Here is a 20,880-nt window from a genome sequence, read left to right as displayed (position 1 = left end):
ATAGTAATTAGGTTTTATCTTGAAATGTGAGCGAAAGACTCCCGTTTAATTTCTCAACAAAAAAAATACCCACAGAAATAAACGGGAGATGTAAGCGAACCCACAAATAAAACATTGCGATAGCAATTCCTTACCATTCCCATAGATATATGTTAACATAGTCAAGTAAGTTAAATTAAATAGTTTAATGCTAAAAGCCTACAAATATAGAATCTATCCTACTGATGAGCAAAAAGTCTTACTCGTTAAGACTTTTGGTTGCTGTCGTTGGTTCTATAACTTTGCACTTAATTTAACTAATGAGACTTACAAAACAACGGGTAAAGGTTTAAGCCGTAATCAAATCATAAATAAACTACCACAATTAAAGAAAGAGAAGGAATGGTTAACTGAAGTTCCATCTCAGGCTTTACAACAGGTAGCTTTAGACTTAAGTAGTGCTTTTCTAAACTTCTTTGAGAAACGGGCTAAATTTCCTAAATTCAAAAAGAAAGGAAATAAGCAATCCGTACGATTCCCACAAGGAATTAAACTTGACGGTGATTACTTGACTTTACCTAAATTAAAAAAAGTTTACTGTAAGGTATCTCGTTTGCCAGAGGGTAAGCTGAAATCGGTTACGGTATCCATGACTTCATCGGGCAAGTATTTTGCTTCTTGTCTCTATGATGATGAGCAAGACTTACCAGAGCAAAACTCAGAAGGTAAAGCAGTGGGTATTGATTTGGGAGTAAAAGATTTTGCCATTACCAGTGATGGTAGCAAATTTGGTAATCCTAATCATTACCGTAAGTATGAGCATAAATTAGCTAAAAAACAGAAACGTTTAGCGAAGAAGCAGAAAGGCTCAAATAACTGTAATAAAGCAAGAAAAGCGGTGGCTAAAGTACATGAAAAGATAACGAGATGTAGAGAAGATTTTTTACACAAGCTAAGTCGTAAATTAGTGGACGAAAACCAAGTCGTATGTGTTGAGAATATAGCAGTGAAGAACTTAGTCAAAAACCACAAGTTAGCTAAGTCAATTAGTGACTGCGGTTGGGGGCAATTCTGCACAATGCTTAAATATAAAGCAGAATGGGGGGGGAAATATTACATAGAAGTAGATAGGTTCTACCCTAGTTCTAAGACGTGCAATCACTGCTTACATCAAGTCGATAGCTTAACTTTAGATATTCGTAGTTGGCAATGTCCTAAATGTGGAACGATACATGACAGGGATATAAATGCGGCGAAAAATATCAGAGATGAAGGTTTACGAATTTTTGCGGTAGGGCATATCGCATCAGCTTCTGGAGAACGAGTAAGACCGAGCAAAGGCACTGCTTTTGTAAGGCATCTTTCTGCGAAGGAAGAATCCCCCGTTACAGCGACTTAAGGAGCTTAACGGTGGGAGTAGTCAATAACTCCTCAATATAGTATGGATTGTTACAGATTGAAAAGGTTATCAGGTCGTAGGGTATTAATTGGATGTAACACCAGAGGCAGAGGATTGATAAATTAATGAGAATTGAGCAAATTAAGGCGTTTTTAGCGGTTAATGATACGGGAAGTTTCGGACAAGCTGCCAAGAAGTGTGGTGTTACTCAATCCACGGTAAGCCGTCAGGTTCAAGCCTTAGAAGCTCATCTAGGCACTTCTTTATTTCATCGCCACGCCCAAGCTAAGTTAACCGTAGGGGGAGAACGACTATTACCCCACGCTAGGCGCATCTGTCAGGAGTGGGAAAAGGTTGAGGAAAAAATGAAAGAACTTTTGCAGGGTGAGCAACCAGAATTATGCGTAGCGGCCATTCATTCGGTGTGTGCCTATTTTTTACCCCCTATCTTGCAACAATTTTGCCGTAGTTTTCCCCAAGTACAATTGAGGGTGACAGCCCTAGGGAGCGATCGCGCCTTAAAAGTTTTACGAGATGGACTTGTGGATCTTGCCATTGTAATGAACAATAAATACTTGACGGCCACCGGAGAAATGTTTGTCAAGCCTTTGTATGAAGAAGTAATCCAAGTTTTAGTGGCAAAGGATCATCCCTTAGCATCTTATCAAACTTTGACCATTAAAGATTTAGTGGGTTTTCCCCAAGTAATTTTTAAAGACGGTTATGGAATGCAGCGCATTGTTCAAGATTTATTCGCCAGTCATGGTTTTGATTTGACGGTAGCCATGGAATTAAATACCCTTGATGCTTTTCGGGGGGTAATTCGTCAGGGTAATTTAATCGCTCTGTTGCCCCAATCTGCGCTCCAAGAAGCCACCTTAGATCCTACCCTTAGGGTGGTTTCCATTGCCCTAAACTCGGGTTTACCCCTCACTAGAGACGTTGTTTTAGTGACTACTAGGGATAGGTTAGAGATTCCCACGGTAAAAAACTTTTTCAATCTTGTTTACCATCAAACCCAATCCCCAACTTAATATTCCATCGCTATTTATGTTTTAATAATAATATGACGGTTTTTATCGATGCAAATTAAACCATCTTTTTGTAATTCTCCTAAAAGACGAGTGACTGTGACTCTTGTAGTACCGATCGCACTGGCTAAATTTTGATGGGTAAATCGTACTGTAATACGTGAATAATCGTTACTCATCTTCTCGCCGATGGATTCTGCTAATAGATGTAATAGGGCAATGAGTTTTTCTTCAACTCTTTTTAATCCTGCGATCGCCAATAACCGTTCTGTTTGTTGAACTCTGATGACGGTTTGAGCCAACATATTTTGGGCAATGGATGAAGATTTACCCACCTCCTCTAAACTGTACCATTGTAAATAAACATCAGACAAAGCCTTTGCCTTAAAAGAATCTAAGGAAGTTAACCACAAACCAAAAAAATTTCCTTGGGATGCCCATCCTAACCAAGTTTCATCCCCCTGATTATTCATGGCCACCAATTGCACAAAACCACTACTAATATTCCACACACCCTGAGTTAAAAGGGGAATTTCTTCACCCTTGCCATAAAAATGTAATCTTCTTTCGCTACACTGAATTTTAGTGCTTAAATGAAGTTTAGAAGGAGGAGTAATTAACATAAATTGTAATAGGCAATGTTTGCTAGGATACATCGAATTACCCACTATCCTAGGGTATCAAAGTTAATGGAAGGTAATGGATAGTTTAAGTTTTTAGTCCTATTTTGTTAACCAAAAGACAATGAATCAAGAAAATAAAGAAGAATCCATAGTTGCAGATACTGACATTGAAAGGCTACACCTTAGCCGAGTGTATGGACGATGGTTATTGGTATTAATATCATGGTTAACCCTCATGCCTTGGGGTTTATGGCAGTTTAGGGAAACAGTTTCCCTTTGCCAAGAATATTGTACATGGTCGGCGGTGCGATCGGGCATGGAATTTAACCCTTTTGCAACTTTGGCAATTACTTTTTGTATTGGTTTTCTTACCTCGGTACTATTTTGGCACAGTTCTTATATTATTAAGGGCGGTTTATCGGATAAAGAAAAATATTATTTTGCCCAAGAAGTAAAAAAGATTAGGCAAAAAGGGGAGAAACATTTTCTCTGGCACTGGTTAGAACATCGTAAGGCAGAAAAGGAGTAATTTTTGCTAAAAGGGTTATGGTCGTTGATTAATTGCTTACAAAAGATTAAAGGCACAAATCATACTAAATCCTGTTTCAATAATATACTAATTAGGGTGGGGAACAGGGCATCTCGACTTCCCTCCATAACCATGATCAACCTTCGCTCATCAACCATGGGGAACAGATAAAAGATAATAATGGTTTATTATCAATGGTTACACGGTGGATAATAGTAAACCTTACAAATCGGATTTGGTACAACGTTAATAAATTCAGCTTATGGATCAAATTCTTCCTCAACAACTGATGGAAAGTATTTATCAACAATTATTGCCTAATATACAAATTGAAAGTATCTCCCCCTTTAATCCAGTGCAAGTTAATTATCTGCCAAAACCTTGGGAAACCCTTGGTTCAGGAAATTATGCCGCCGTGGTTTATCATCCCCATTATTCCGATTTAGCCGTTAAAGTTTATGCCCCGGGGCGATCGGGCTACAAAGAAGAAGTAGAGGTATATCGTCGTTTAGGTTCTCATCCCGCTTTTTCTGAGTGCCTATACGCCAACGATAATTTTTTAGTTTTAAAACGGCTCTACGGGACAACCCTCTATGATTGCATAAATTTGGGTTTATATATTCCTCAGCAAGTCATAGAAGATATTGATCAAGCTCTTATTTATGCTCAAAGTCGTGGACTTCATCCTAATGATGTCCATGGTCGTAATATAATGATGTTCAATGGTAGAGGATTTGTCATAGACATTTCTGATTTTTTGGAGCAGGAAGTTTGCTCAAAATGGAACGATCTCAAAAGAGCTTATTACATAATTTATCGCCCTATTATCGCTCCCCTTCGATTGCGTTTCTCATACTCTGTGTTGGATATTGTTCGTAAATGTTACCGTTGCTTAAATTCTTTCAGAAAAACTTTTAACCAAATTAATTAATTGTAAGAATCTTCAAAGGCTGGGCAAAAACCATCTTCGGGAACTTCAAAACCATTGAGGGGGGAATTCTCGTTATGACAAGAATCTTCATCGTAATGAATACAGTTATGACATGATTCGGCTTTGAGTTGACGACGAATGGAACTATTTTGCTGTAACAATTCCCGTTGAGATAAACCTCTTAAAACTAATTCTTCTCCTTGCCAACGGGCTTCGATTAAACCTGTATCGGCAAAGTCTTGCCAACGGGGATCTTTGTTTAGTTGTTCTGGTAGGGTGATGGTAATATAAGCTCCTGTTTCGTTTAATTCTCCTTCGTAGTTTTGTTGGGGGGTGATTTTGGGTTGGATAAATTGTTCCCCAATGGGCAAGTCAACTTTGATGTTGACTTCGGGGCAGTGTAGTTGGTAGCGGTTTTGTAATTCTTCGAGGGCTGTTAAGTCGGCTAAATAGTTGGGCGCACCGTGGACAAAGATAATATGTTGGGGTCGAAGATTATGAATTAGTTGGGTGGTGTTTCTACCGTCGCTATGTTCGGCTAAAAGATAGTTTTCTACTATTATTTGTTCAGGATTTAGTTTATTTATTAATTTATTAAAGGTGTTGCTTTTGTTTATTTTTGAGTGTTCTGGAATTAGTATTAACCATTTATAGTCTTTGTTTTGACAATATTCTTTTATTTTTGATAAGTCGTCAGTTAAGATAATAGATGTTTTTTCTCCTAATTTTTGACGATTATTTTCAGGGGTTAGTCTTCTCATTCTTGGTTTTACTTTCTCATCCCAAAAAAGAGGTTGATGTTTAGCAAAATTTTGGACATTGGCGGGGAAGTAGTCAATTAATTCTAAGTATAGATCACAGGCGATCGCCACGTTACCATCTACCCATATATCAATATTAGCCCCTGTAAATTGATGGTGGGAGCGTAAAAGTTTTAATAATTCTTGTCCTAAACCAAAGGTAGGTACAGGTAAAATGACATTGATATTAGAGGCGATCGCCTCTCGAATTTTAGTCATCAAATGTTTTTCTTGTTGACGACGATGGGGATGACGGGCAGTGCCGTAAGTACCCTCAGTAATTAAAACATCTGGGGCTAAACCGCGCATATTATCAAGGGATAAACCTTCGGCTAATTGAAGATTAGAAAGGCAAAAATCCCCCGTATAAAAAATTTTATATTCTCGATTCCCATGGGTGTAACGAAACAACACCGCGGCTGCCCCTGGTAGATGACCAGCGGGATATAATTCTACCGTTAAATTATCCTCCAATGATAAGGGCGATCGCCAAGGAATTGCATCACAAAAAGGCTCAACCATAGAACCATCATCCTTCAACCAATTAAGGGGTAACAGTTTTTTAGTTACCTCGCTAGAATAAATAGGAAGATGGGGATATACTTCATGTAAAGACCATAAACCCCGAGCATGATCATGGTGTGCATGGGTACAAAAAACCCAATGGGGCGGTAAAGACTGTTCAACCACAAGAGGTTTTATATCTTCCAAACCGCAATCAAGTAAAATGCGGTATTCTCCCACATTCAACATAATCGCTACCCCTTCCGTACCATGTCCCACCGCCAAAGGAACACAAGATAAATGAAAAGATGAAGAAGAACATTCCTGCCGTTGAATCATAACCACCATAAATTAGTGAGCAGAACCATTTCCATCATAATTATCAGAATCATAAAAACCATTCCGAGTGCCGAAAAATGGAGCCGCAACAATAAACAAACCAGTCAAAATTAACAATAATAGTTTAACATCCATGATTTCCTAAATCTCCAATAACTACTTAATTACTAATCTAATCGATCCCCAAAAATTACGTCAAAAACTTTTAACAAAATTAATAAATAAAAGTGAAATCCTCAAACCATATTCTGATATAAATGTTATTAGAGAACAAAATATAGAGAGTTTTTATGGTAACTCTGGAACTAAGCCCCATTGCGTCTAAGCCAACAGGACAGCTCACCAGTCGTATCCTAGTCATAGAAGACGAAGACTTAATCAGAAACATGATTAGTCTTAACCTTGAAGAAGAAGGATACCAAGTAACTAAAACCAGCAACGGTAGAGAAGCATTAAATTTATTAGAGCGTCAAGGCAACCCAACAGAAAATCAAGAATTTGATATGATTATCTTAGATTTGATGTTGCCTGAAGTAAACGGGTTAGATATTTGTCGCCTACTCAGACATAAAGGAAATCATATTCCTATCCTGATTCTCAGTGCTAAAGCGGCAGAAACTGATCGGGTTTTGGGGTTAGAAGTTGGTGCGGATGATTACTTAACCAAACCCTTCAGCATGAAAGAATTAATCGCCCGTTGTAGAGCCTTAATTCGTCGTAATGCCATCAATAATAGCCCTTCAGAAAACCTCAAACAATATAAGGATATAACCCTATTTCCCGATGAATGTAGAGTAACTGTTAGAAATAAACCCGTTAATCTTTCCCCCAAAGAGTTTAAACTTTTAGAACTGTTTATGACTTATCCTAAAAGGGTATGGGATCGGGATCAACTCATTAATAACATTTGGGGTGCAGACTTTTTGGGAGACACAAAAACCGTTGATGTGCATATTCGTTGGTTAAGGGAAAAATTAGAGTTAGATCCTAGTAACCCAGAATATATCATTACGGTAAGAGGTTTTGGTTATCGTTTTGGATAGTTGTTCGTTTTTTAATCATTGTCTATTCTTCCCTTTATGACTCTATTGTTTTATCAAAACCGAAATGGCTTTGTAAATCTTTGACCATGACCACATCGGTGAGGTTATATTGTAGGGGGGTGATGGTAATATAATTTTTTTTGTTGGCTTGTACATCTGTAGGGAGTTCGGGGGGAAGGTAAATATGTTCGGGTTGGTCTAATTCTTCTACTAATTCCCCTGCTAACCAATAATAGGTTTTGCCACGGGGATCGAGTCTTTTTTGGAAGTGTTCGATATATCTTCTTAATCCTTGTCGGGTGATTTTGACTCCTGCAATTTCTTCTTCGGGAAGGGCTGGAATATTCACGTTAAGCAGGGTGGAATCCATGGGGGGGGTTTCTTGTAGTTGTCCGATGAGTTTTAGGGCAAAGTTGGCAGCGGGTTGAAATTCTCTGATAGTGAAGCTAGTTAAACTCAAAGCGATGCTGGTAATTCCTTCCATGGTGCCTTCCATGGCGGCTGAAACTGTGCCTGAATATAATATGTCGGTGCCGAGATTTGAGCCTTGATTGATGCCTGAGATTACGAAATCCGGGCGATCGCCCATAATGGCACTTAATCCGAGTTTAACACAATCAGAAGGAGTACCAGAACAAGACCAAGCGGTAATATTGGGATGATATAACCCTTCTATTTTTTCAGCCCTAATGGGGTGATGGAGGGTTAAACCATGACCTGTGGCAGATCTTTCAATGTCTGGTGCTACCACCGTTATATCATGTCCTGCCTTCGCCAAGGTATCGGCTAGGGTACGGATTCCTAGGGCAAAAATACCGTCGTCGTTACTAATTAAAATACGCATCTAAATAATTGATAATTGATAATTGATAATGGACAATGGACAATTAATTATTTTGCCTCTTGCCCACTTTCATAATTTAATTTTTTTTACACTACCTAATAATTTATTGTGACAATTTAATTTCTTGCCTAGGGGAAAGCGCAGAAAAAAATAATCAGATTATGATGTTTATTATCAACTAAAACAGAGGATTTGTAGTGGGATAGTTTACAAAAATCCTTTGATATTGATTGATTTTGGACTGTTTGAAGCAGTCTAATATAATTACATCATATAAAATTACTAGATAAAAAGTTATGAATAATATTAATTCTACCAAGTATTTAGACCTTAAGTCTTTGGCCGGAATCTGGAATTTAATTCCCTCCGAATTTAGCGATACTTTAGCATTACATGATCCCCATAGTACCCCTGAACTAAAATTAAGTTATCAGGAATTATATGAAAAAATCCAACTTTTTGCCACGGGGTTACAATCCTTGGGCATTGATGCGGGGAGTAAGGTTTCTTTATTTGCCGATAATAGTCCCCGTTGGCTAATGGCAGACCAGGGTATTATTATGGCAGGGGGAGTGGATGCGGTGCGCTCTAGTGGAGCGGAAAAAAATGAGTTACTTTATATCCTTGATGACAGTGATAGTGTGGCTTTGGTGGTTCAAGATTTGGACTGTTTACAAAAATTACGGCCTGAGGTGGATACTTATGCTTTAAAAGCCGTTATCTTGCTTTCAGATCAAGTATTTGAAGGAGATTTACCTTTTCCTGTGTATAATTTTTCTGCTTTGATGGAATTGGGAAGCCAAGGAAGTTTTACCCCCACCCAGGGAGATATAAATGATTTAGCAACCCTGATTTATACTTCTGGCACTACGGGTAAACCCAAGGGGGTAATGTTATCCCATGGTAATTTGTTACATCAGGTGCGTAATTTAGAGACGATTATTCAACCGTCTAAGGGCGATCGCATCTTAACCATTTTACCCAGTTGGCACTCCTACGAAAGAGCCGCCGAATATTTCTTATTATCCCGTGGTACTACCTTAATCTATACCAATATCCGTTACTTTAAACAGGACTTAAAAGATTATAAACCTAACTATATGGTAGGTGTTCCTCGTCTCTGGGAATCTATTTATGAAGGAGTACAAAAAAACTTCCGTGATAGCGGTAAACAAAAATTAGTTAATTTCTTCCTAGGAATGTCTCAAAATTACTTAGACGGTAAACGCGCCCAATCAGGATTAGACTTACAAAACCTCAACCCTAGCGGGATGGATAAATTTATCGGCACAATAAAAACCATCGTTTTCTATCCCTTCCACATCCTCGGAGATAAATTAGTTTATACCAAAGTCAGAGAAGGGGTAGGTAATAGCATTAAAGCATGGATTAGTGGCGGAGGCTCTCTTGCCAAACATATAGATAACTTTTTCCAAATTGTCAACATTCCCCTATTAGTGGGCTATGGTTTAACTGAAACTTCCCCTGTTACCAATGCCCGTCGCATGAATCGTAATATCGTTGGTGCTTCTGGGCAACCCCTCCCCGAAACTGAAATTATGATTGTTAATCCTGAAACTAAAACACCCTTACCCCAAGGAGAAAAAGGATTAGTCTTTATCCGAGGTACTCAGGTAATGCAGGGTTATTATAAAAAACCTGAAGCCACCGCCAAGGCTATTAACGAAGATGGTTGGTTTGATAGTGGCGATTTGGGTTGGTTAACCCCTGATAACGACTTGGTAATCACGGGTAGGGCAAAGGATACCATTGTTTTGAGTAATGGGGAAAATATTGAACCCCAACCCCTTGAGGATGTTTGTTTACGCAGTGCTTATGTCGATCAAATTATGTTGGTAGGGCAAGATCAAAAATACTTGGGGGCTTTGATAGTGCCAAATCTTGAGGCGTTGAGTGCATGGGCAAAAGAAAATAAAGTTTCCCTAAAGATTCCTGATATGGGGGCATCGAGAGATGAAGTAGAAAATAGCGATCTTTATTCTAAGGAGGTTATGAGCCTATTTAAACAAGAGTTAAACCGTGAGGTTAAAAATCGCCCTGGCTATCGTCCTGATGACCGTATCGCTGTTTTTGAGTTGATTTTAGAGCCTTTTTCCATGGCCAATGGTATGATGACCCAAACCCTAAAGGTTAAACGCCCTGTGGTAACAAACCATTATCAGGATATGATAGACGCAATGTTTTCATGAAATTCATCGTTAATATAATTTTATGCAGTTAAATTTAAATACTTCTGGTTTAGTTCTCAAGCGTCCTGTTAATGTTAAGGTGATTGTCACTCCTGCATGGCAAGAAGAGGCTCAAAAACAATTACAAAATCAAGTTAATCAGATTGATTCCCAACTTGCACAGCTTGAACAACAGGGGCAAAGGGCGATCGCCGAAATCCAAAAACAAGGCAGTATCCAAGCTACCCAACAGATTGAAAATATCAATCAACAGGTAAACCAGAAAAAAAACGAACTTCTACAAAACAAAAACCAAATGTTACAACAAATGCAACAGGTTCAATTATTAGAATTAGGGCAAGAAGTTGTACAGGCTCAAATGGAGAGCTTTTTTGAGGTAAAAGAAGGAGATAACCTTGTGGAAAAACTCAATGTAGAAGTTGTCCTCAGAGATGGGGTTATTGAGGAAATTAGAGGTAAAGTGTAATAATTTTTTCTCAGTCGGTAGGGCGATTTATCGCCCACCAAAACAACTATTGTATAAGCTGTAATAACCTAGAAAAAATACTATTGCTATAATTCAATTATTGATAAAGTAAAGCTAAATTTATAAGTGTAATTGATATGACTAGCAATAATTCCCCTAATCCTATTCAACAAGGTTTAAGAATTGCCATTGGTGCTACTGCCTCAGCGGTAGAAACTATCCAAGATAGGGAAAGATTTAACCAGAAAATTAGTGAATTAACCCGAGATTTACAGGCAAAATCTGAGGTATGGGCGCAAAAAGGTGCTTTAACGGAGGAAGAAGCAAAAAAAATGATTGAAGATTTTTTCAATCAAAAAAATGATGTTCCTAAATCGAGCAATAAGAATCAGTCTGGGGATTCAAATCCTTCTAGGGAAGATTTAAGGACTTTGACGCAAGAAGTTATTAGTCTTCGGGAGGAGTTAAATAAACTCAATAGTAAATCCTCTGAGAATTAATGGTAGAAGTATTTTCATTATGGCTTAGAAAGATTTAATGGTGGGCAATGCCCACCCTAAACAGGTTGTAAGCCTTATGAATGGTAGTAATTTTTTAAGTGATAACGGTGGGTTTGTCTCGATTGGTATATTTTTTGATATGGGCTATTTCTTCGGCTACTTGAATTAAATCACCGAGCGCCTCTTGGGTGTCTAAATTTTGCTTGGTGGTATCTGGTTCATAACTTTCTAAATATACTCTGACGGTGGCACCTTTTGTACCGGTGCCAGAAAGACGGAAAATAATTCTTGAACCATCGGTAAAGCCAATACGTACCCCTTGTTTTTCTGATATGCTACCATCTACAGGATCAGTGTAACTAAAGTCATCGGCATATTTAACGGTATATTTGCCGTAGGTTTTGCCCACGAGGGTATCAAATTGATTACGTAGTTGATTAACTAATTCGTTAGCGCCTTCGGTGGCTACTTCTTCGTAGTCGTGACGGGAATAAAAGTTACGTCCGTAGGTTTGCCAGTGGGATTTGACAATTTGTTCGACGGATTCTTGTCTGACGGCGAGAATGTTTAGCCAGAAAAGCACTGCCCAAAGTCCGTCTTTTTCTCTGATATGATTGGAACTTGTGCCGAAACTTTCTTCACCGCAAATGGTGGCTTTATTGGCATCTAGGAGATTACCAAAGAATTTCCAGCCTGTGGGGGTTTCGTAGCAGTCGATGCCTAATTTTTCGGCAACTCTATCCACAGCGGCACTGGTGGGCATGGAACGGGCAACCCCTGCTAATCTGTCTTTGTAGCCTTTTACTAAATGGGCGTTAGCGGTGATAACGGCTAAACTATCACTAGGGTTGACGAAGAAATGTTTACCAAGGATCATGTTGCGATCGCCATCACCATCGGAAGCGGCACCAAAATCGGGGGCATTATCCCCAAAAAGAATATCTACTAATTCTTTAGCATAAACTAAGTTCGGGTCTGGGTGTCCACCGCCAAAATCTTCGAGGGGAACGCCGTTTATGACGGTTCCTGCGGTTGCACCTAGTTTTTGCTCAAAAATTGCTTTAGCATAGGGTCCTGTGACGGCATGGAGGGAATCCATGCACATTTTGAACTGACCACCAGTCAGCATTTTTTTGATTAAGTCAAAGTCAAATAAAGACTCCATTAATTCGATGTAGGGTTTCACTGAATCTACTACTTCCACATCCATATCACCGAGTTTAAATGAGCCTTGGTTATTTAGATTAACGTCAGCTGATTCAAGGATAAAATATTCTTCTATGGTTAAGGTGCGCTGGTAAATGGCTTCGGTAACTTTTTCAGGGGCAGGGCCGCCATTAGTAACATTATATTTAATTCCAAAATCGCCGTTTTCTCCCCCGGGGTTGTGGGAAGCAGAAAGAATAATGCCACCATAGGCGTTGTTGCCACGGATAAGACAAGAGGTGGCAGGGGTAGATAAAATTCCATCGCAACCGACTAAGACTCGTCCTACACCATTGGCGGATGCCATTTTGAGGATGGTTTGAATGGCTTGACGATTATAATAACGTCCGTCTCCTCCTAGGATAAGGGTTTTTCCTTTTAATTCGGGTAAGCTGTCGAAAATCGATTGAACAAAGTTTTCTAAATAATGGTCTTTTTTAAATACGGTTACGGCTTTGCGTAATCCTGATGTACCCGGTTTTTGATCGCTAAATGGGGTTGTAGATACTTTTATTATGCTCATAAATGGTTAGTTCGATTGCTCAGTGGTTTTCCCTAAAAATGTTAGCAGAAAGCCCCCCCATATTATTTAATTTTTGATTACTTTAATATATATGCTCCCCATGTCTGTTTTTTCTTAAAATACTCTTATTAATCATTTAGGAGGCAGACTTTAGCAGATTTTTTAAGTTAATTAAGGTGCGTTGTTATAAATTTTTAATAAATGATTAAAAACGAAACAAGGACTAGAATTACTTAAGCTATTTATATCATTATTATCTTGAAAAAAAGACCAACGAAAGGGAGCTTTTTTTTCTGCGGACATCCATAATAATCTTTTCGCCCTTGTCATAGCGACGTATAACAGACGATATTCTTCATATTCTTGCAATTTTTGTGCCTCTATCCATGCTTCTTTGATGGATAAAGACTTACTTATTTTTCCATGTAATTTTTCTTGGTGAATTAAATATCTTAATTGACCTTTTGCAACTTCAGAAAAGTTAAATTCCCCTAAAAAAGATTGCTTTTTAGGTATATAAGGGTTGCCTGGAATTATATTATCATTTACAAATGGTAAAAACACATAATCCCAATCTAATCCTTTTGATTTGTGCATCGTCATGATAGTCACTTGTCCACATTTTGTATAAATATTTTCAGGGTTATCATTATCGTCTAATATTTCTACGGCTTCAAAATTTTCTGAGTTTATAATGGTTATTAGGGTACTAATAATAGTTTTGAGGGAACTACGTCCAACTATTTCTCGATCAATTTTTTCGCTTAATTTATGGGTTGTGGCTAATTCTGCTTTACTGTAGTTAAGATTCATTGCAAGGTAAGGAATTAATTGATAGTGAACTAATTCTTTTTTTGCGTTTAATAATTTTAAAATAGTTCTTCTAATTTGTTCTAAGTTATCATTATCGTCCTTATCTAATTCTGTGGGATATAAAATTTTTTCTGGATAATTAATATCAATTAGTTCCCTTGATATATTTACTATTCCTCTTTTATGTAAAATGTCAATAATATTATGAAAATATTCTGGAGAGTGAGGGCGATCAATAAATTGTAATATTTTTAATATTTCTTGGGGTAATTCTGAGCTATTACTATTACTATCAATAGTAATAACATTTATGCCGTAATTTTCCTGTAAATATTGTAGGTGAGATTGAATAAATTTACCTTGACTTTTTTCCCTTACAAGAATTGCTAAATTAGTGTTTTGTTTAGATTCTTGATCTACAAAAATATCTTCAATTTTTTTGCCGATCGCCCTTACAGTATCGTAAATATTATCAGATAAATTTAATTCTAAACCTCTTTCAAAAGGGAGAGGATTAATATTAGTTTGATGAATATTTTGAGTAACAGGTTTAATATATTGTTCTCTAAAAGGTAACTCTAAAGAATGATTATAATCGGGATTATTTTTTTGAAATTTAAGGGTTTGATGATTAGCATTATTATTAATAAAATCAAGGGTTTGATTAGCTACATCAATAATAACTTGGGTGCTTCTTCCTGCTTGGGCAATGGTGGCAAGGCTATTTTTTGTGGCACAAAGATCACAAAACCAATTAAAATAGATAGGGTCAGCAGATGTAAAAGTAGAATTAATCGCTTGATTAGGATCTCCAACTCTGACTAAATTAGGCTCTAGGTGTGAATGTTCGTCATCTCTTGCCAAAATTTCTAATAATTCTACCTGCAAAGGGCTAGAATCTTGGGCTTCATCCTCAAAAACCGCATGGGTTTGTTGTTGCCATATTTTCCTTGCCTCCTGATTTTGTAATACCTTCAGCGCCCCTAAAATCATATCATTATAATCAATGAAGTTTTTTTCCATCATCAACTGTTGATATATTTGATAAAGTCCAGAGGCGATCGCCATTATTTGATACTCATCACGGCTATAATCAATATAATTAGACAAATCTTGCCAACTCTTGCCCGAACATTTTGCCTCACCAATCACCGTACTAGCTAAACTAGGTAATAACTCTTGACGAATAATACCCTCTCGGCGCAGTCTTTCCGACTCTTCCCCATCAAAACTCTGTCTCCCCTCCACTAACATTTGATAAAGACTAGGATTCTCCCTAATCCATCGATTAACCGCATCCTTCATCAAACGATGATTAGCATTGAGAGAAACCAAATTACTATGACTTAAATTTAAACCAGACAATTCAGGGTATCGACTCGCAATATTTAACGCCAAGCCATGGATTGTCTGCACCGAAAAACCCACAGGGGGCAACCCTAAATAATGTAGATTTTTTTCCACCTTCTGCTTAATACTAGCCGTTGCCGAGCGAGTATAAGTCACAATAATTAACTGACGACGTAAATTAAGTTTTTCCCTTGCAATAGTCACCGCCGCCGCCACCGCTAAACTATGGGATTTTCCAGCGCCCGGCACCGCCGCCACCGCCATTTCTCCCTTTTGCCAATTTCCTAAAATATCTTGCCCCGGGCGTAGTTGTTGGATTAACTTTGCTAATTTTTGCTCCATAAAACCTTTGAATAATTGACAACAGACAGTGGACGATGGACAATTTAACTTTGATTAGTTTTGCCTACATTTAATTGTTTTAGTATATATCTAGTTTATCTTTTCCAGTGCTTCTGCTATTTTCTATCTTTATCACCATTATCCATGACTATTGAAAATCTATTTGCTATTTCTTTGTTTCCCTATCTTGGTTTCCTTTGGTTTTTAACCAAGTCTCAAAAAGCCCCTAAGTTAGCCTTGAAGGGGTTTTATGTGTTGTTATTATTTGTCGTGATAACTATTCCTGCAGGAATCTATGCCAAAGTACATTATGATACTTCTTTGGCTAATGTAGATTGGTTACACGGGGGCGCAGAATTTTTTCTCACCCTCTCTAATATTTTAGTTGTTTTAGGGTTTCGCCAAGCGGTGATGGAAAAGGAGCAGGAAATGGATAATTAATTTTTTTGTATTTTAATCTTTCATTCCAAACACACCCATAATGTCAAGTCTCCTTGCTCACCGACAAATTAGAGTAAGGTTTCAGATGACAAGTGGCAGGTATTAGAGAGATGGTGAGTATGGTTAGGTTTCAGGCTTCTGGTTGCAGGTTACAGGTTTAAAATACAACCATATTCAGTCTATCAAAGAAGTAAAAATGAGATTAATATAGACTTTTTGTAAATTCTTTAACCTGATACCCGACACCTTTATAAAAAGAGACCAAAAAAGTGTCAAAAAAATGTTTTTTCCTTGACTTTTATGCCAGAATGTCGGAATATAAAAAAAATAATTTTTATAATCTTAATCCAAGACACTGAAAATAGACAAAAAAATTGCCATTATATTGTAAGCATATCATAAAAAGATACCATAACCAAAAAAACTTAAAAATCGAGAACATCCATTATCAAACCTCCCGCAACCAATAAAAGTAGAATAGATAGAGAAAGATCAAGTATTTTAGGAGTCAACCTCTTGGACAACCAATAACCCAGTAAAACCCCCACCAGACTTGTAGCAACCAGTGCCAAAGCAGCACCTAAAAAAACAATCCAAGGGGAATTTGATTGGGCTGATAATAATAACGTTGCCAACTGAGTTTTATCCCCCATCTCAGCAAATAAAATAGTTAAAAAAGTAGAACTAAAAACTCCCCAGAAACTCCACTTTTTGATATTTTTCGCCTCCGCAAGGGTTTCTATCTCCTTAATTTCTCGTTCTAGTTCCACTGACATGAGCTTTCAAAAATTTTAATTAATAAATTATCCTATGATCAAAGTTATCATAATTTTTTCATAATTAAATCAAAAAAATTCTTTAATCAAAGAATCGAGAGACTCAACCAAAAATTAAATATCACAGTTAAAGTAGAGAAGAAAACCATTGAACATATAAAATATCACCAATGCTGAAACAAAAAACTTTTTCTGCCATGGGAATTTTACTAATTTCAGGAACTTTTTTCGGATGTAGCCCTACCCTTAACATTGGACAATCTCCTGAGTCAATGGCGACAACCTCAGCACAAAATAACATTCCATCATCACCATCAGAAAACCCCACTATTACTAGCAATGACAATTTAGTATCTCAACTATTAAATACTAGAAAATGTGTTGGATGTAATCTTCAAGGATTAAAATTAGAAAATATCGATCTTCGTAACGTCAATTTAGAAAATGCTAATTTAACGGGGGCAAAGTTAGAAAAAACGGATTTAACAGGTGCTAACTTGCGTAATGTAATCCTTATTCAAGGAGATTTAGACGAAGCAAACTTAACAGAAGCTGATTTAAGCAATGCGGATTTGACTAGGGCAGATTTAGAAAATACTAATTTGATGAATGCTAATTTAAGCAATGCTAATTTAACCAGGGCTGATTTAGCGGATGCTATATTAACCAATGCCAATTTACAAAATACTAACTTCACCGAAGCAGATTTAGAAGATGCTATTTTTACGGGGGCAAACACCAGGGGGGCAAATTTTTCTGGTGCTGATTTAGAAGGGGTTATCGGGTTACAATAGTTTTTTGTCAATTATTTTAAGAGTAAATTTTATGAGTAATATTTATAATGTGGAAGTTACCAATGAAGGGCAAACTTACACTTTTGGGGTGGCTGAGGATGAAACTATTCTTGCAGTGGCTGAAAGGGAAAACATAACTCTCCCAAGCTCATGTAATGCGGGAGTTTGCACCACTTGTGCGGCTAAAATTACCCAAGGAGAAGTTGAACAAGGAGACGGTATGGGTGTTTCCCCAGAGTTACAAGCGGAAGGTTATGCTTTATTATGTGTTGCTTATCCTCGTTCTGATTTAAAGATTATAGCAGGAAAAGAAGATGAAGTTTATGATCGTCAATTTGGGATGAGTCAAAAATAATGGTTGGCGTTGTATTGGATATGATTTGGGGTTTAGGTGGGTAATAGTGATAATGTTTTTGAAAACTCAATTATTAGCCTAATTCAATCATGTTTCACACTATGGTAAGTGCAACGCCTAGTTTTGTATTATCAATTAATCTGAGTGGGCAATGCCCACTTTACAAATTTTTATTGACTTTATGAATTTTGAGTTAATTTCTGAAAAACTATATTATTTACAACAGTTTGCTAATGGGTTGGTTAATTCCCAATTAAATCATCTGACAATTTTTAGTGTTGGAGTTATTTTATTAACGGGATTGTTAACCAGTCTTACTCCTTGTATGTTATCCATGTTGCCTTTAACCATTGCTTATATTGGTGGTTATGAGTCTAAGGGTAAGTTATCTAGTTTTGTACAATCTATTTATTTTGCTTTTGGTTTAGCTACTACTTTAGCTGTTTTGGGGGTAGGGGCGGCTGTTTTTGGCAAGATTTATGGACAAATTGGTATTGGTTTACCTATTATTGTAAGTGCGATCGCCATTATAATGGGTTTAAATCTATTAGAGATTATCCCCTTAAAACTGCCAAATTTTGTGGGTGACACAGACTGGATAAAGGAAAATTTTCCTGACAGCTTACGCTCATATCTTCTTGGAGTTACCTTTGGTTTAGTGGCTTCTCCATGTAGTACCCCTGTTTTAATTACCCTACTTGCTTACATTGCTAATACTCAAAATATTATACTAGGTACGGTTTTTCTTCTCAGCTATGCCATCGGTTATGTATCTCCTCTCATCTTAGCAGGAACATTCACAGGCACTCTCAAAAAAATCCTTAGTTTAAGAATGATTACTCAATGGATAAACCCCCTCAGCGGTGCAATTTTACTGGGTTTTGGTGTAATTTCTTTGGCATCCCGCTTATCTTTTAATTTTTAAAACGGATAACTTTTACCAATACCCTTTATTCCCAATTCATAATTAATTTTCGCCTGATTCAATACCCACGCCACATAAGTATTACTATTTGGACCAGGGAAATAACGATAAATATTACAATAGGGATAGTTATTTTTACTCTCCTCAATTATCCCCGTCAATCTTTGGGCGTTTTCCCCTTCCCATACATATTCTTGCCAACTTTCCCCATTGCCCACACCGTTATATATGGGCATTATATTTTGATGAAGATGCCCCCAGCTTATACCTCCGGTATCTTTATTTTGCCATACTTCCCAACGATCGCACCTATTCTCCCCATCATTGACGACAAACCAATAATGCACCGCCATAAAGCCGATATAGGGAATTTTTGCCAATCTTAATTCAACTTGTTTTCTTTTCACTTCTACTATTCAATCATATATGTAGGGTGCGCTGTCATTAATAAATGAGGCATTGCACGGGTTATGCTATGAAATATAATTGAATTACACTAAAAAATAAGACTTCTAAATATTATAACTATTCCCTATTCACCGTGTTTATCTAGCGAAGTCGAGATGCCCCGTTTCCTTCCTCAACCAGAAATCATACCTAAAATCAGCAATGCCATAAATGATAATTAAGCACTAACCATTAATTACGCTTGTCGCTAATCTTACAACTCTCCCCTATCATTAAACCTAAACACCATCAAAATTCAGCAAACCTTTTAAAGATATACTAATGGTATTAAACAATGAAAAAATTTTAACCAAGTAAATAACATCCATATTTTATCGTCATCATTAGCAGCGAATGAATTTAACCACCCAACAAATTTTTGACAAATATAATCAAGGAGAAAGAAACTTTTCCCATAGTAATCTTCTCGATGCAGAAATTATCAAAACTAACCTTTCAGGAAGTAACTTTTCCCACAGTGATTTACGACAATCAAGACTAGGGCAAACAGATTTTAGTCATAGCAACTTTAGTCATGCTGATTTTAGTGAAGCTATTTTATGGGGTGCAACCTTTAATCAAAGTAATCTACAACAAGCCTGTTTTCGAGATGCTGATTTAAGCAACGCCCATTTAATGGAAACCAATCTTAAAGAGGCAAACTTTGTTAAAGCCATCCTTAGCGGTGTTAATCTTCAACGGGCAAACCTTCGTAATACTATTGCCATATATGCTGATTTTCGTATTTCTTCGGATTTTCGTACTAATTTAAGTCATGCTAATCTTCGTAATGCTGATTTAAGCTATAGTTTTTTATCCCAAGCCCTTTTGTATGGTGTTAACTTAGATGGTGCAAAATTGTGTCGAGCGCACCTTGGCAAACGAAATTACAATCAAAGTAGTCTCGTCACCGATTTAACTAGGGCTAGTTTGCAGGGCGCTGATTTAAGTTATGCTGACTTGACGGGCGCTATTTTAGTGGGGGCAAATCTTAAGGGCGCTGATTTAACTGGTACGATTTTAGATGGTGCAATTCTTACCGATGCCATTATGCCCCATGGAGATGTTTTTACTAATTAATTCGTTATGGCACATTTCCTTAATGTAATTTGCCACAGAATTCTATTTTACAGATTATTACAAATTTTCTTTTTTCCTTGACGTTTATCATTTATGGAGTAATAATATAAGTATCTATATCATAATAGAAATATAGTCTATTTCTGAAAAAACAGATAGGTAACCATTATATAAGTATATTAACACAAGAATAATAAAAACGTCCACCAAAGACCGAAAAAATTAGTTTTTTTTCTGTTGTGCAAGGGTAATATTACGAAACTTGAGAGCCTGTTTTTCCATCTTTTCAGCCAGGTGATTACAGACAAGATGGGATAACTCAAAAATAAGAGAATCTTCGATGTAATAATACGCAGATGTACCTTCAGGGCGACGATTAATAATACCCCCTTGAAGCATAATTTTTAAATGTTTAGAAACGTTTGCTTGGCTAGTTTTAGTGATTTCCACTAACTCTTGAACGCATTTTTCCCCTTCTCCCAATAAATTTAGTATTTGCAAACGCATGGGGTTACTGAGAATATTAAAATATTCTGCAACTTGTTCTAATACTTCCGGGGGGACTGAATTTGCGATCGCCATTAAACCAGCATGAGAGTACAAGCTACATTTTACCACTGAAAGAAACCT

The 20,880-nt window shown here is 37.1% G+C and carries 21 protein-coding genes; 13 read left to right on the top strand and 8 right to left on the bottom strand.

What is annotated here, in order from left to right:
• Nucleotides 1-187 precede the first annotated feature (187 nt).
• Nucleotides 188-1,378: an IS200/IS605 family element RNA-guided endonuclease TnpB gene (gene tnpB / locus IQ215_RS10050; RefSeq protein ID WP_193801172.1), complete on the top strand. Its 1,191-nt coding sequence runs from the start codon at nt 188-190 to the stop codon at nt 1,376-1,378.
• A gap of 125 nt (nt 1,379-1,503) precedes the next feature.
• Nucleotides 1,504-2,412 carry a LysR family transcriptional regulator gene (locus tag IQ215_RS10045; RefSeq protein WP_193801171.1) on the top strand — a complete coding sequence of 303 codons (909 nt, stop codon included), beginning with the start codon at nt 1,504-1,506 and terminating at the stop codon, nt 2,410-2,412.
• A gap of 14 nt (nt 2,413-2,426) precedes the next feature.
• Here the strand turns inward: IQ215_RS10045 and IQ215_RS10040 are convergent, their stop codons facing one another.
• The gene (locus tag IQ215_RS10040) at nt 2,427-3,065 is read right to left on the bottom strand and encodes a Crp/Fnr family transcriptional regulator (RefSeq protein ID WP_347239029.1); all 639 of its coding nucleotides are present in this window, start codon (nt 3,063-3,065) and stop codon (nt 2,427-2,429) included.
• A gap of 88 nt (nt 3,066-3,153) precedes the next feature.
• Between IQ215_RS10040 and IQ215_RS10035 the strand changes: the two genes are divergently transcribed.
• Together IQ215_RS10035 and IQ215_RS10030 are read left to right on the top strand one after the other, a co-directional pair.
• Nucleotides 3,154-3,561: a hypothetical protein gene (locus IQ215_RS10035; protein ID WP_193801170.1), complete on the top strand. Its 408-nt coding sequence runs from the start codon at nt 3,154-3,156 to the stop codon at nt 3,559-3,561.
• A gap of 262 nt (nt 3,562-3,823) precedes the next feature.
• Nucleotides 3,824-4,492, top strand: a complete 669-nt coding sequence (locus tag IQ215_RS10030; RefSeq protein ID WP_193801169.1) for a serine/threonine protein kinase — start codon at nt 3,824-3,826, stop codon at nt 4,490-4,492.
• Here the strand turns inward: IQ215_RS10030 and IQ215_RS10025 are convergent.
• On the bottom strand, nt 4,489-6,135 hold the full coding sequence (locus tag IQ215_RS10025) for an MBL fold metallo-hydrolase (protein ID WP_193801185.1): 1,647 nt from the start codon (nt 6,133-6,135) through the stop codon (nt 4,489-4,491). The genes IQ215_RS10030 and IQ215_RS10025 overlap by 4 nt on opposite strands.
• A 290-nt stretch (nt 6,136-6,425) precedes the next feature.
• Between IQ215_RS10025 and IQ215_RS10020 the strand changes: the two genes are divergently transcribed.
• Complete coding sequence (locus IQ215_RS10020) at nt 6,426-7,178, top strand: winged helix-turn-helix domain-containing protein (RefSeq protein WP_193801168.1); 753 nt, start codon at nt 6,426-6,428, stop codon at nt 7,176-7,178.
• 34 nt (nt 7,179-7,212) lie between these two features.
• On the opposite strand, the gene surE is transcribed toward IQ215_RS10020, so the two are convergent.
• Complete coding sequence (gene surE, locus IQ215_RS10015) at nt 7,213-8,022, bottom strand: 5'/3'-nucleotidase SurE (protein ID WP_193801167.1); 810 nt, start codon at nt 8,020-8,022, stop codon at nt 7,213-7,215.
• Between the two features lie 296 nt (nt 8,023-8,318).
• On the opposite strand from surE, the gene IQ215_RS10010 reads away from it, so the two are divergent.
• The 3 genes from IQ215_RS10010 to IQ215_RS10000 all read left to right on the top strand — a co-directional run bounded on the left by IQ215_RS10010 (nt 8,319) and on the right by IQ215_RS10000 (nt 11,198).
• Complete coding sequence (locus IQ215_RS10010) at nt 8,319-10,232, top strand: long-chain fatty acid--CoA ligase (protein WP_193801166.1); 1,914 nt, start codon at nt 8,319-8,321, stop codon at nt 10,230-10,232.
• A 22-nt stretch (nt 10,233-10,254) separates the two neighbouring features.
• Nucleotides 10,255-10,698 (top strand): YlqD family protein, encoded by a 444-nt coding sequence (locus IQ215_RS10005; protein WP_193801165.1) that lies wholly within the window; start codon nt 10,255-10,257, stop codon nt 10,696-10,698.
• Nucleotides 10,699-10,835: 137 nt separating this feature from the next.
• A complete protein-coding gene (locus IQ215_RS10000) occupies nt 10,836-11,198 on the top strand; it encodes a hypothetical protein (RefSeq protein WP_193801164.1) in 363 nt (120 codons plus the stop codon).
• Between the two features lie 94 nt (nt 11,199-11,292).
• On the opposite strand, the gene IQ215_RS09995 is transcribed toward IQ215_RS10000, so the two are convergent.
• Complete coding sequence (locus tag IQ215_RS09995; RefSeq protein WP_193801163.1) at nt 11,293-12,927, bottom strand: alpha-D-glucose phosphate-specific phosphoglucomutase; 1,635 nt, start codon at nt 12,925-12,927, stop codon at nt 11,293-11,295.
• A 171-nt stretch (nt 12,928-13,098) separates the two neighbouring features.
• Entirely contained in the window at nt 13,099-15,432 is a 2,334-nt protein-coding gene (locus IQ215_RS09990; RefSeq protein WP_193801162.1) for an ATP-dependent helicase, read from the bottom strand.
• 144 nt (nt 15,433-15,576) lie between these two features.
• Here IQ215_RS09990 and IQ215_RS09985 point away from each other — a divergent pair, with 144 nt between their 5' ends.
• Nucleotides 15,577-15,873, top strand: a complete 297-nt coding sequence (locus IQ215_RS09985; protein ID WP_193801161.1) for a DUF3593 domain-containing protein — start codon at nt 15,577-15,579, stop codon at nt 15,871-15,873.
• A gap of 425 nt (nt 15,874-16,298) precedes the next feature.
• On the opposite strand, the gene IQ215_RS09980 is transcribed toward IQ215_RS09985, so the two are convergent.
• Nucleotides 16,299-16,649: a TMEM165/GDT1 family protein gene (locus IQ215_RS09980; protein WP_193801160.1), complete on the bottom strand. Its 351-nt coding sequence runs from the start codon at nt 16,647-16,649 to the stop codon at nt 16,299-16,301.
• Nucleotides 16,650-16,819: 170 nt separating this feature from the next.
• On the opposite strand from IQ215_RS09980, the gene IQ215_RS09975 reads away from it, so the two are divergent.
• From IQ215_RS09975 to IQ215_RS09965, 3 genes are all read left to right on the top strand, one after another.
• Nucleotides 16,820-17,443: a pentapeptide repeat-containing protein gene (locus IQ215_RS09975; protein ID WP_241735300.1), complete on the top strand. Its 624-nt coding sequence runs from the start codon at nt 16,820-16,822 to the stop codon at nt 17,441-17,443.
• Between the two features lie 31 nt (nt 17,444-17,474).
• Complete coding sequence (locus IQ215_RS09970) at nt 17,475-17,798, top strand: 2Fe-2S iron-sulfur cluster-binding protein (RefSeq protein WP_193801159.1); 324 nt, start codon at nt 17,475-17,477, stop codon at nt 17,796-17,798.
• Nucleotides 17,799-17,979: 181 nt separating this feature from the next.
• Nucleotides 17,980-18,723: a cytochrome c biogenesis protein CcdA gene (locus IQ215_RS09965; RefSeq protein WP_193801183.1), complete on the top strand. Its 744-nt coding sequence runs from the start codon at nt 17,980-17,982 to the stop codon at nt 18,721-18,723.
• Here IQ215_RS09965 and IQ215_RS09960 read toward each other — a convergent pair.
• Nucleotides 18,720-19,130, bottom strand: a complete 411-nt coding sequence (locus IQ215_RS09960) for a DUF3750 domain-containing protein (protein ID WP_347239028.1) — start codon at nt 19,128-19,130, stop codon at nt 18,720-18,722. The genes IQ215_RS09965 and IQ215_RS09960 overlap by 4 nt on opposite strands.
• A gap of 394 nt (nt 19,131-19,524) precedes the next feature.
• Here IQ215_RS09960 and hetL point away from each other — a divergent pair, with 394 nt between their 5' ends.
• The gene (gene hetL, locus IQ215_RS09955) at nt 19,525-20,250 is read left to right on the top strand and encodes a heterocyst differentiation pentapeptide repeat protein HetL (protein WP_193801158.1); all 726 of its coding nucleotides are present in this window, start codon (nt 19,525-19,527) and stop codon (nt 20,248-20,250) included.
• 222 nt (nt 20,251-20,472) lie between these two features.
• Here the strand turns inward: hetL and IQ215_RS09950 are convergent, their stop codons facing one another.
• A complete protein-coding gene (locus IQ215_RS09950) occupies nt 20,473-20,853 on the bottom strand; it encodes an ArsR/SmtB family transcription factor (protein ID WP_431355531.1) in 381 nt (126 codons plus the stop codon).
• Between the last annotated feature and the right edge of the window lie 27 nt (nt 20,854-20,880).

This window comes from Cyanobacterium stanieri LEGE 03274 (assembly GCF_015207825.1).
GTDB classification, from domain to species: domain Bacteria; phylum Cyanobacteriota; class Cyanobacteriia; order Cyanobacteriales; family Cyanobacteriaceae; genus Cyanobacterium; species Cyanobacterium stanieri_B.
Note: the sequence above shows the minus strand (reverse complement) of the source record. Positions and strands in the feature narration are given on the sequence as shown.